The organism is Streptomyces radiopugnans (assembly GCF_900110735.1).
In the GTDB taxonomy this organism is placed as follows: Bacteria; Actinomycetota; Actinomycetes; order Streptomycetales; family Streptomycetaceae; genus Streptomyces; species Streptomyces radiopugnans.
Genome location: NZ_FOET01000017.1, coordinates 62,424 through 73,742 on the forward strand (window position 1 = coordinate 62,424; position 11,319 = coordinate 73,742).

Consider the following 11,319-nt stretch of genomic DNA (forward strand, 5'->3'; position numbering starts at 1 on the left):
CAGACCCGCGGCATCCGCAGGCCACCGGGCGGGGTCTCCCGATGGGCCTCCGGGTCAGGCCCGGGCCACCTGGGTCAGCAGGCTCCAGGGCTCTACCGGATCGGCGTCGGCGGCGCACCAGGCGACCGGCAGCGGATAGGGGTCGTTCATCCGGCGAACCGCCGCCTCCTCATCCCACTGCTTGCGCACCGCCTGCGCCAACCGGTCGGCGACCGTGCCGAGATCCATGGCGGTGGTCTCGGCCCGATCGTGGGAGAAGGCTTTCCAGACCAGGTAGGCCGGGGCCAGGGCGGGCGGCAGCGCGACGACTGTCGCGGCCCGGCTGGAAGTACCAGGCCGCCGCCAGTGCCCCGCCCACCCCCAGAGCCCACAGCAGCAGGTACCGCACTTTGACACTTCCCCGGTCCCCGGCCCATTCCCCCACGGTTCACAGTCGGCCATCCTCCCGCGCCTCGTCCCACAAGGTTGCCGTTCCCGGCCAGGACTGCCCGCCGACGGGCCACAGCCGTGTGGAAGGCCAGGGCGCCGGTGAGGATCAGACGAACCGACCGGTTCGGACGGTGGATGCCAGGGGCGAACGCCACAGCGATCAGGACGGCGGCACCACCGGCGACGGTCGGCACGAACCGCCCACCGCCTCCCCCGCCGCCGCACCCCGGAGCACCACCATGGCCACGAGGAACGTCGGCCAGAGCAGTGACATCACGCCGAGCACCCACAGCGCCCGGGCCAGAGGGACGATGCCGGCCCACTGCAGGCGCTGCACCGGTAGGGCGCGCCCAGCCCGGAGTGGCTCGTAGGGATTCCCTGCGCGGTGGTGCCGCCCTGTTCACCGGCGAGGAGACCACGGCGGGTAGCCGGCCGGGAACCGAGGAGAGCACAGACTCCTTGTGGGCCCCGGCTCCCCACCGCACCACCGCCCCGGTCTGCCACCGCGAACTCACCAGTTCTTGTACCGCACCTCTCCGAGACCGCAGAAGGTGCAAGCGCTGCTCAGGAAGTCCTCCGTGCGGCGGAACTCCTCGTCGGCCAGGTGCCACCGCAGCCATGCGGTGATGATGTGCCGGCCGTTGCGGGTGGCGTAGATGTGGTCGGTGCCGTCCAGGACGTTGAACCACACCGGTACACCGGTGTTGGTGTAGTCACGCTCCATGTTCGCGGTGGCGAAGTCCTCGTCGCCGCCGATGTACAGGGCCGGGTTGCGCAGACTGTCCGGGCCGTTGCCGTCGAAGGAGCCGCCGGCCACGTGGATGGTGGTCTCCAGCCGCGGTTCGTCGGCGACGTCGAACGTTCCGATCGACCCGCGGGAGTGGCCGCCGAAGGCCACCTCGGAGGTGTCGAGGTTCTGGTGGAGCGGGCTGGCGGGCCGGGCGTTCTGGTCCTCCAGCCAGTCGAGGGCGTCGACCATGTAGTCGCCGCTGCTGGAGGAGACCTCGCTGTAGACGACGAAGCCGTGCGAGGCCCACTGGCGCAGCATGTCCTCGTAGTCGGCGGGGTCGGATCCCGCTCCCGGGCCCCAGACGAAGACCGGATGGTCCACCCCGTTGCGGCCGGTGTCCGCCGGGTACACCAGCCACCCGTCGCCGCCGGGGCCGGCGGACCTGTCGACGGTCACCGCGTAGGGGCCGGGCTCGGTGACGTCGTCCACCGGGGGCAGCGACCCGGCCGGAGGATCGGTCGGGCCCCCGCCACTCTCGGCCTCGACGAGTACGTCGCCGACGGTCAGCGTCTCCAGAACACTGTCGGCGTCCAGTGAGAACCGCAGCCGCAGGGAGCGGCCGTCGACCGATGCCGGCAGGCGGAACGACGCGGTACCCGAGGCGGTGCGCGTCGATTCCAGTGCGGTGAACGGGCCGCCGTCGACCGAGTAGGCCGCGGTGAAGGTCTCGCCGAGGTCCAGTCCGGACGCCGTCCTGGTGTACGACACCGTCACGCTGCTGTAGTCGGTCAGATCGACGGGTGCGGATGTCATGGACGGGTCGGAGAACAGCGATCCGCTCATCCGGGCGCCGTACGCGCCGGTCCGGACGGAACCGGAGGCGGTGAAGGTGCCGAGTCCGCCGGAGAAGTCCTCGCTGTACACCGCGGTGGCGGCGGAGGCGGGAGGCGCGGTGGCGCCGACGGCTCCCACGGAGGTGATGCCGACGGCCACCGCGCCCCACACCCGCAGGCGTCTGCTGAAGCGATTCATGTCCGAGATCCCTTCCGGCCGCCTCATCGGTTACGCCGGCGCGCCGTCGCACCGGTCTCCCCGGTGGTGCGTCTGCTCCCGACCACCGAAGACCGTTCCACAAGCGGCCTGTACGGATTCAAGTCGGGGTCCGGGCAGAGGGCATCAGCGAAATCACCGGCGGCGGTACCGGCCCGGTGTCCGTTCTGCCGGAGATCGCCGCCCTCGGGGGCCGAAGGGCCAACGGCCATTCGCAGGACCGTCGGCCCGGCCCTGCCGCCGACGAACTGTCTGCGCCCGGAGCGGACCGGGCGACGGGCTCTGGCGTCATCGGTCACGTCGCGATGGCGCACTGACTGCCGCGAGTGGGAGCGCGAGGTTTCCCGGCACCGGTGGATGGCGTCATGCCTGACTGGCGGGGGGGTGGGCCGCAGGGTGTTCGGAGGGGCGTTCCCGGTCGGCGGGGCGACGGGCGAGGGGGCGTAGCCGGCGGCATGTCCCGTATGGGCCTGGCGCATATGACAACGATGCGCAAACTGCGTCCCCGGGCCAGCCCGGTGCCATTCGGCGTTCATCTGCCCTCCCGAGTGTTCCCCTCGGCAACCGCCGAGGCCTGGAACAACTCAGGAGCGCCCATGGGTACCGGACACCACCACGATCACTCCCACCCGCATCACCACCACGGTGGAGAGGCCGCGCCCGGACCGCTGCCCGCGGCCATGGACCCGTCCGTGCCCGACGGCGAGTTGACCCCCGAGCAGCTGTCGCGGCGCGGCATCCTGCGCCGGGCGGGTCTGCTCGGGGCCGGCATCGCCGGCGCGAACGTCCTCCCCGGGGTGGCCGCCCCCGCCGCTGCCGCTGCCTCCGGTGAGGGCAGGAGCAACGGCAAGCTGCTCTGGCTGGCCGGCGACCACCACATCCACACCCAGTACAGCTCTGACGGCATGTACCGGGTGGCCGACCAGGTGCGCAACGGCGCCCGCCACGGCCTGGACTGGATGGTCATCACCGACCACGGCAACGCCAACCACGTCCGCATCGGCGTGGAGAAGGTCAATCCCGACATCAGGCGGGCCCGCGCCGAGTTCTCCGACTCCCTGGTCTTCCAAGGGCTGGAGTGGAACATCCCCGGAGCCGAGCACGGCACTGTCTTCGTCCACCCCGGGGCCGGCGAGGTCTCGGTCCTCAAGCAGTTCGAGGCCGACTACGACGGCGGTGTCACCGGCACCAGCGGCAGCAGTCCGCAGAACGAGGCCCTGGCCATCGCCGGCCTGGACTTCCTGGCCCGGCAGGTACGCCGCAGGAAGATCAAGGACGCGCTGATGCTCGCCAATCACCCGGCCCGGCGCGGCGTGGACTCCCCGCACGAGATACGCGGCTGGCGCGACGCCCAGCCCGCCATCGCGATCGGCATGGAGGGGGCTCCCGGCCACCAGGCCGCCGGCATCCCCGCCCCGCACGGCCCCGGCAGCGCCCGCGGCTACTACGGCGGGGCCCCCGGCGCCGACTCATGGCCCGGCTACCCGGCGGAAAGCTACCGCACCTGGGGCGGGTTCGACTGGATGACCGCCACGGTCGGCGGCCTGTGGGACAGTCTGCTGGCCGAGGGCAAGCCCTGGTGGATCACGGCCAACTCCGACTCCCACGTCAACTGGGGCGATCTGTCCAGGCGCCCGGCGGACACCGACTTCAACACCAACGGCCACCACGGCGATCCGGTGTACTCCGGCGGGCCCAACCTGACCGCCGGTGACTTCTGGCCCGGCCAGTACAGCCGCACCCATGTCGGCGCCCGCAACTTCTCCTACGCGGCGGTGATGGAGGGCCTGCGCGAGGGCCGGGTGTGGGTGGACCACGGTGGTCTGATCTCCGGTCTGGACGCGCGGCTGCGCAGCGGCGGCAAGTCCGTCACCCTGGGCGGGATGCTCCAGGTCAGGCGCGGTGCCCGGGTGGAGCTGGTCGTCGACATCGCGCTGGCCAACGGCGCCAACTGGGCACAGTTCACGCCCGTCCTGGCCCGAGTGGACGTCATCCGGGGCGCGGTGACCGGTCCGGCCTCCGACCCGGACACCCTCAGCGCCCCGAACACCCGGGTGGTCGAGTCCTTCGAGGTGGGCAGGTCCACCGGCAGTGTGCGGCTCACCTACGACCTGGGCAGGGTGAGCAGCCCGCTGTACGTGCGGCTGCGCGGCACCGACGGCAACCGCAGCCAGCCCGGCCTGGGCGGCCCGGAGGTGGACCCGCACGGCCCGGCACTGGACGTGGTGGGCGATGCCGACCCGTGGCTGGACCTGTGGTTCTACTCCAACCCCATGTGGGTGATCCCCACGTGACCGGAACCGTCCCGACCGGCGTTCCGACCGGCACCGTGATCGGTCTGGACCCCGGCCCCGGCGGCCTGCGCGAGGCCGACCACCTGCTGCACGCCCTGGCGCGGCACCTGCCGCTGCCGGAGACCGCCTTCGCCTGCACCCACCGGGTGCCGGACGCGCCCGGCCGGGTCTCGCTGTCCCTGGCGCTGCCGGACGCGGCGGCGGCCGAGGCGGCCCTGGACCGCCTCGCCGCGGCCGGCGGCTCCCTCGGTGCACTGCCCGCGGATGTACGCGCCGTGCTGGGAAGCCGTCGGCTGCCGCTCCCGGACACCACGGACGGGTACGGAGCGGCGCCGGAGGGCTGGACCGCCGCTCGCGCCGCCGCGGCGGAGGGCACCGCCCGTACCGGGGGGCGGGCGGTGGTCTTCCCCGGATCGGCCGGGCTGCCGACGGTGCTCACCGTCGGAGAACTGCTGGAGCGAAGCGCCGTCACCGCGGTCGAGGTGCTCGGCGGCACCCCGGCCGATCCGACGGTCGAGCTGGACACCCGGAGCCATCTGCGCCCGGAATGGCGGGCCGGTGTGCTGGTGCTGAAGCTGGTGCCGGCCCGCGGGGGTTACCTCCCCTTCGACCTGCCCGACCCACACCCGTGCTGCGCCGTGCACGGCTGATGCCGGACGAGTCGTTCCCGTGCGCACGGTGCCGCTTGACGTCGTGCTCCGGCACCGTGCGCACGGGTCACCGTGCACGCCCAGCGCCGTGTATTCGGACGTCGCTCACCGGTGCGGCCCCGGGCGTTGCCCGCCCGGCCACGGCGCCGGTCGAGAGCCGCTCTCCCCGGCCGCGGTGGAGTCGGATCGGTCAAACGAGGACCCGCCTGCGCGCGCCCCGATGGGATCGCGCTCAGCACCCCGCTGTCTACCGGACACGGGAAGACCGGCAACGATGCGGAGCTCATCGGGGTGCTTACGAGTTGGTGCGTGATAGCGACTGAGGCGTGCTGGCCTGCTTGAAGGGCCTTGTTCAGGCTTGCGCGGTGCGGTCGAGACGAGGCCGGCGATGGCGCGGTAGGTCTCGGGCAGGCGGTCGCGGCGGTGGGTGCGGGCGGCCGGAGGCGGAGGCGGGAGGCCCTTCGACGGGCGACCCGCCGCTCCCGCAACGGCTGCGGGAGCGGCGGGCGTGTAACGGCTCAGCAGCTGTTGGAGACGTTGCCCGTCTCGTTCCCCTTGAGGAGGCCGCCCCAGATGTACCTGCCGTCCGCGAGGCGCACCCACTTGTTGTGGTAGACGCCGTTGGCGTTGACGTAACCGCCGTACAACCAGCACACCGCGGTGAGGTTCTGGTTCGCCGCGACGGTGTAGGCGATGGCGTAGTCCGTGGACGGCCCGTACCGGACATTGCCCTGGATCCAGGTGGTGACGGTCTGGGCTTGGACGCCGACGCTCTGGGACGTCGACCGGTCCGCCGGCTGGGCTTCCGCCGCGACGGCCGGGGCGGCCATGCCTGCTGCCGCCATGATCCCCACCGCTGCTGTGGCCACGAGCTTGGCCATCGAGCTCAAACTCTTCCTCTGCATTCCCGTCTCTCCCTGATCGGTCATAGGAAAGCCGCCCGAGACAGACGCGTCCCTTGTGGCTTCATCGTTGCTTGACATGAGGGGCCGCTCCAGCTCTTCAGGTTCCTTCGAAACGTCCCCGTGCCTGTCCACCGGAAACGCCACCTCACGTAAGGCGCTCCAGCGCCTTCATTCCAATCCCCCTTCGGCCTGCCCCGCGCAGAGTCGGGTCCGATTCGACGGTGGTCGGTTCGGCTGACCGGGCGCCCCTAGACATTCGCACGGCGAGGCAGCGGATGTCAGGCGGCAAACGATGAGAATTACGGCGCGTTTGATAAGCTGCTCTCCATGACCGCAGGTGAGGTGGCAGATGAGTCAGCCAAAGCGGGTGTGACACCATCGGCGGAACCCAGCACTCACCAACTGCGATTATTTCTGGCCCTGAGCGAAGAGTTGCATTTCGGCCACGCCGCAGCGCGCTTGTTCATCACACAACCCGCTCTGAGCCAGCAGATTCGCAACCTCGAAAAACGCCTCGGAGTTGACCTTTTCGAACGCACCAGCCGGACGGTCGCTCTCACCTCGGCCGGCCGGGCATTGCTGCCCGACGTCAAAGCGGCCGTCGAGGCGATGGCGCGTTTACGCCGGGCCGCGGACGCGCAGGGACGTCACCTGTCCGGCCAGTTGAGGGTGGGCACCATCGGGGCGGAGGCAGCCATGCCGCACACGCGTGCCGTTCTCCAGGCACTGCGCCGTCAGCACCCCCGGCTGGAGATACAGATTCTCAGCCTCAACTTCGCCGCCCATCTGGCCGCTCTGTACCGGCAGGAAGCCGACGTCGTCTTCCTGCGGCCGCCAGTGCCGGACGATATCGAGTTGCACCACCTCGCGACCGAACCCCGGGTGGCCTGCCTGCCGAGCAGTGATCCCCTGGCGGCCCTCCCCCGGCTCGCCCTCGCCCAGCTCAACGGATACCCGGTGGTGGACGTCCCCCCTCAGATACCGCGGGTGTGGTGGAACTTCTGGGCAGTGGACCCGCGTCCCGACGGCACTCCCGTACGGTACGGGCCAATCGCCGCGGACATGGAAGCACTGCTGCACACCGTGGCGCAGGGAGAGGCCATGTCCTTCCTGCCTGCTGCCGCCCGTGACTTCTTTCGCCGCCCCGGAGTCAGCTACATCGACGTCGACGGCCTCCCTCCCTGCACCTCAGCCCTGGCGTGGGTGGCCCAAAATCGCGACAACCCCGTCGTCGCTGCCGTACGGCAGGCCGCACGGTCGCTCCCGCAAGACCACGCCCGGCCGTGACCGCCGCCGGTCGGGGTGTCTCCGCACCGTGCCCAAGTACGGCCCTTGGGCGGCCGTTCCTGCTCGGGGACGGGAAGGGCAGGCCCGCACGGCCCCCGGCTGGCTGCGACAGGTCTGTCCCCGCTGGTGGTGGCCGAGGCTCGGTGCACTGCGGATGGACCCGGTAGCGGCCGGTGGGGAGTGCCGGCCGCTACCGCCAGTGAGAGTCTCCTTCCCGCACAGTTCCGTGTCTCCGCGTCCGCGGGGACACGGAACTCCACCGTGGCGGAGGCCTTGGCGGCTGGGCCTCAGGCAGGGTTGATCTTCCACATCTGGACGGTCGCGGGGGTGCCGCCCTGCCGGCGGGTGACGTTGACATGGACGTCGGCCGCGGCCAGGCCGCGGTGGGGGCCCAGCGCGTAGTCGGGGTCGTTCGCGGGGACGATGGTGTGGATGTAGGAGCGGCTGCTGGTCTCACCGATCCACCAGGACTGCCGCGAGTCCGCGCCGGCACAGCGCCTGACCCACACGGCCCCTTCACCGCTGCTGCCCGGGGTCTTCTCGTTGGACAGGCAGAACTGCGGGGTGCGGCCGTACGGCTCGCTCGGGGAGATGCTGTAGCTTCCGTCCGCGCGGGCGGTGAGGCGCCAGATGCTGCCGGCGCCGTTGTTGGCCATCGGGTCACGGTCCCAGATCTGGACACGCTGGTTCTCGGCCACCGTCTGGTGGTCGGTGGACAGATACCAGTTGCTGGCGTAGTTGCTGATGATCACATCCTGGCCTACCGGGGGTGCGGCGTGGGCCGGTGATACCGACAGCCCCGTGGTGGTCATGGCGGCCACCGCAGCGGTCAGCAGAATCCGAAGACGCCCTCGGAGCAGCAAGATCTTCTCCGTCCCTTCCCTGATCGACATCGGCGGCTGCCTGGTGCAGCCCCCGCGGTGACCAGCCTGCCTCCGCCATCGCAGCCCCGGTCAGAGCGCGGACGACCGCGCGGGGAGCACATTCGTGCCACCCTCCGCACACGGAGGCGCGCGTCCGGGGCGACCAATCCCGCCGGTCGAGTGAAAACCAGCTTCCAAGCCCGTCAACCACCCCGGCACCCGGATTCTCAGCGCCTGCCGAGTGGTTGCCCTACCACGGCAATCAGGCCCACCACGCCGAGAGACACGGCGAGTTGGAGGCCACCTTCGTCACCGTCCGCTTTACCTTGTGCCGGGGCGGCGGGCGGGGCGAGGACGCAGGGCAGGTGGGCGTGCAGGTACCGAACCTCGGTATTGCGGCCTTGGGTGCGGATGCGACGAGCGAGGATTTCGACGAGGGCTCAGGCACGGCGCTTTCCGCCCGCGCAGCCGATCGTGGTGCTGCCGGCCCGGCCACCCGAGACGACGTCCAGGGTCGCGAGGTCAGAGACGAGCAGCAGCGGCTCGCGCACTCCGGCGTTGGACACGTAGGGCCCGAGGCCGATGCGTTCGATGCGTTCGGTGACCGGCGCGGCGGCCGCCAGGGCCACGAACGGGGAGTCTGCCGTCCCCCTGGTGGCCGGGGCTTGAGGGCCGGGCCCGGCGGGGCCGCCCCTCAAGCCCGGCGAGACAGGTGACTTCGCGGAGCGGATCGCCGGCCAGGGTGTGCCGGTTCCCGGTCATCCAGAGCGCCTGGCAGGCAGTGGCCTCGGCGGCGAGGGGTGATCAGGACACTCCGGAGTCGTTCGTCAACTGTCCGGCCTGGCTGGCTCCTTGCGTCTCCGTCCGGGGTTGACGCGCGCCCGCGGTGTCGGACCGGAGGTTCGCGTTGCCGTGGTGCGATCGTCTGTCGGTCGCCCAGACGACCAGCGCGCAGGCCGCGAACCCGGCCCCGAGGAGGCTGGATCCGGTCCAGCTGCCGGCGGCGAAGACGGCGGTGGTCCCGGCCGCACCGAGAGCGGAGCCGAGTGAGTAGAAGACCATGTAGCCCCCGATGACGCTGCTGACGCGGTCCGGATGCGCGGTGGTGAGCAGGTGCTGGTTGCTCACGTGTACGGCCTGGACCGCGAAGTCGAGGGCCACGATGCCGGCGATGAGGAGCCACAGCGACCACGGCAGTTGCGCGATCGCCGCCCATGAGAGGACCAGCAGGGCGAGCGCGAGACCGGTGACCGGGACCGCCCGTCCCGCGTCCGCCCACCGCCCGGCACGTGCCGCGCCGAGCGCGCCGGCCAGTCCGGCGATGCCGAACAGTCCGACCTGGCTCTCGCTCAGCTGCCACGGTGTGTCCGCCAGCGGCAGGGACAGTCCGCTCCACAGGGTTCCGAAGGACGCGAACAGGAAGAACGCGATGAGCCCGCGTGTCAGGAAGAGGCGCTGCCCGAACAGTCCGCCGAGCGAGGCGACGACCTGCCGGTACTCCGTGGGCGGGCCGGGGCGTTCCTCCGGCGGCAGTGCGGCGAGGACGAGGGCCGCCAACCCGAGTGACAGCACCGCGAGCACGGCATAGACGCTCCGCCAGCCCCACACGTCGGCGAGCGCACCGGTGACGACCCGCGCGCCCAGGATGCCGACCACGACGCCCGAGGTCACGACACCGATGTTCCGTCCGCGTTCGGCGGGCTCCGAGACCGACGCGGCGTAGGCCACCGTGGTCTGCACCACGACCGCGAACACCCCGGCCGTCGCGAGCCCGGCGAAGGCCGCCCACGCGGCTGACGCCGAGGCTGTCAGGAGCATCCCCCCTGCGGTGATCGCCAGGTGCACGGCGATGAGTCGGCGCCTGTCGACCACGTCGCCGAGCGGCACCAGCAGCACCAGTCCTGCCAGGTAGCCGAACTGTCCGGTCGCGACGATCCACCCGGTGAGTTCTTCCGGCAAACCGAGGTCGCGTCCCATCGGCTCCAGGACCGGTTGTGCGGCGTAGACGCTCGCCACAGCGACACCACACACCAGCGCGAGCAGCAGCCGCCGCCATGCGTTCATTGCGCCCCAAACTCAATTAGTAGCAAAATGAAACTGATTTGACGGTACGGCATGCTGGTTTCAATCCGCAACCTATGGGAGGTGGCATGTCACGCAGCACCGGGCGCGCACCGGACACCGGCTGGACCGACCCCGACTGCCCCGTCGCCCGCACGCTCGACCTCGTCGGCGACCGGTGGAGCCTTCTCGTCATCCGCGACGCGATGGACGGAGCACGATCGTTCACCGAGTTCCGGCGACGCACCGGCATCGCCCGCAACATCCTCACCGACCGCCTCCGCAAGCTCACCGCTCACGGACTCCTCGCCCAGCACACCGCACCGTCGGGCCGCCGCCAGGAGTACGTACTCACCGACGCCGGCCGTGCCCTCTTCCCCGTCATCCTTGCTCTGCGCCAGTGGGGGGAACGCCACGCCTTCGCCCCCGGGGAGGCCCACTCCACCCTCGTCGACCGGCACGGCGCCCCGGTACCGGAATTCACACCGATCACCACCGACGGCACCCCCCTCGACGCCGACACCACCCACGTGCAGAAGGCCCGGTAGAAGCCCCCGGCCCCTCCAGATCTCGCGGACACCGCACCCTCCACACACCCGCCCGGGAGACGGCGGTCTCGGGAGAGCCGGCCGCAGCGGCGCAGCCACCGGCCGAATCGCCGACCCGGCATGCCGCCGCGCGACGGACGGCGGCGCTCACCGGGAACGGGGCGCCCGCCGCGGCTGCGAGCCGGCAGGCGGCTTCGGGTTCCGCGCCCCCGGCGGTGCCGCCCATCTCCTCACTGACCAGTCCAGCACAACGACGGTCCCCAGACCGGCCGGGGTGAGGTTCCACAGCCGCTCGCCGCCCTTCCCCATCCGGATGGCCTTGCCGACCGACTTCGCCAGGCCTGCGACCGCGAGGTCCTTGCACGCGTTGCGCGCGGTCTGCAGATCCGCGGTCCCCGGGCACACCATCTGCCGCAACCGGGCGGCGGTGGCCATTCACCACCCCCAGCGCCGCCGACACCCGCTGCCGCATCTCCTCCGTTGTCCGGGCACGCTTCGGCTG

12 protein-coding genes are annotated in these 11,319 nt (G+C 71.3%); 4 read left to right on the plus strand and 8 right to left on the minus strand.

Annotated elements, in window-relative coordinates:
- Positions 1-54: 54 nt before the first annotated feature.
- The 3 genes from BMY40_RS28755 to BMY40_RS23600 form a co-directional block, all read right to left on the minus strand.
- Positions 55-228, minus strand: coding sequence for a hypothetical protein (locus tag BMY40_RS28755; protein ID WP_245770280.1), 174 nt, complete (start codon positions 226-228; stop codon positions 55-57).
- A 361-nt stretch (positions 229-589) separates the two neighbouring features.
- Positions 590-766, minus strand: a complete 177-nt coding sequence (locus BMY40_RS28115) for a hypothetical protein (RefSeq protein ID WP_177214107.1) — start codon at positions 764-766, stop codon at positions 590-592.
- A 174-nt stretch (positions 767-940) separates the two neighbouring features.
- Positions 941-2,191, minus strand: coding sequence for a poly(ethylene terephthalate) hydrolase family protein (locus tag BMY40_RS23600; protein WP_093662799.1), 1,251 nt, complete (start codon positions 2,189-2,191; stop codon positions 941-943).
- Between the two features lie 614 nt (positions 2,192-2,805).
- Between BMY40_RS23600 and BMY40_RS23605 the strand changes: the two genes are divergently transcribed.
- Both BMY40_RS23605 and BMY40_RS23610 read left to right on the plus strand, forming a co-directional pair.
- Positions 2,806-4,503 (plus strand): PHP domain-containing protein, encoded by a 1,698-nt coding sequence (locus tag BMY40_RS23605; RefSeq protein WP_093662800.1) that lies wholly within the window; start codon positions 2,806-2,808, stop codon positions 4,501-4,503.
- The gene (locus BMY40_RS23610; RefSeq protein WP_245770281.1) at positions 4,500-5,153 is read left to right on the plus strand and encodes a hypothetical protein; all 654 of its coding nucleotides are present in this window, start codon (positions 4,500-4,502) and stop codon (positions 5,151-5,153) included. Before BMY40_RS23605 ends, BMY40_RS23610 begins: the two co-directional genes overlap by 4 nt.
- A 518-nt stretch (positions 5,154-5,671) precedes the next feature.
- Here the strand turns inward: BMY40_RS23610 and BMY40_RS23615 are convergent.
- Entirely contained in the window at positions 5,672-6,058 is a 387-nt protein-coding gene (locus BMY40_RS23615) for a hypothetical protein (protein WP_218158312.1), read from the minus strand.
- 327 nt (positions 6,059-6,385) lie between these two features.
- Here BMY40_RS23615 and BMY40_RS23620 point away from each other — a divergent pair, with 327 nt between their 5' ends.
- On the plus strand, positions 6,386-7,345 hold the full coding sequence (locus tag BMY40_RS23620; RefSeq protein WP_093662802.1) for a LysR family transcriptional regulator: 960 nt from the start codon (positions 6,386-6,388) through the stop codon (positions 7,343-7,345).
- Between the two features lie 287 nt (positions 7,346-7,632).
- Here BMY40_RS23620 and BMY40_RS23625 read toward each other — a convergent pair whose 3' ends face one another.
- The 3 genes from BMY40_RS23625 to BMY40_RS23635 all read right to left on the minus strand — a co-directional run bounded on the left by BMY40_RS23625 (position 7,633) and on the right by BMY40_RS23635 (position 10,272).
- The gene (locus BMY40_RS23625; protein ID WP_143071815.1) at positions 7,633-8,157 is read right to left on the minus strand and encodes an RICIN domain-containing protein; all 525 of its coding nucleotides are present in this window, start codon (positions 8,155-8,157) and stop codon (positions 7,633-7,635) included.
- 491 nt (positions 8,158-8,648) lie between these two features.
- Entirely contained in the window at positions 8,649-8,837 is a 189-nt protein-coding gene (locus BMY40_RS28760; protein ID WP_245770282.1) for an LLM class flavin-dependent oxidoreductase, read from the minus strand.
- A gap of 175 nt (positions 8,838-9,012) precedes the next feature.
- Positions 9,013-10,272 carry an MFS transporter gene (locus BMY40_RS23635; RefSeq protein WP_093662804.1) on the minus strand — a complete coding sequence of 420 codons (1,260 nt, stop codon included), beginning with the start codon at positions 10,270-10,272 and terminating at the stop codon, positions 9,013-9,015.
- 86 nt (positions 10,273-10,358) lie between these two features.
- Between BMY40_RS23635 and BMY40_RS23640 the strand changes: the two genes are divergently transcribed.
- Complete coding sequence (locus BMY40_RS23640) at positions 10,359-10,817, plus strand: winged helix-turn-helix transcriptional regulator (RefSeq protein ID WP_093662805.1); 459 nt, start codon at positions 10,359-10,361, stop codon at positions 10,815-10,817.
- A 147-nt stretch (positions 10,818-10,964) separates the two neighbouring features.
- Here the strand turns inward: BMY40_RS23640 and BMY40_RS23645 are convergent, their stop codons facing one another.
- Positions 10,965-11,252, minus strand: coding sequence for a hypothetical protein (locus BMY40_RS23645; protein ID WP_093662806.1), 288 nt, complete (start codon positions 11,250-11,252; stop codon positions 10,965-10,967).
- Positions 11,253-11,319: the final 67 nt, after the last annotated feature.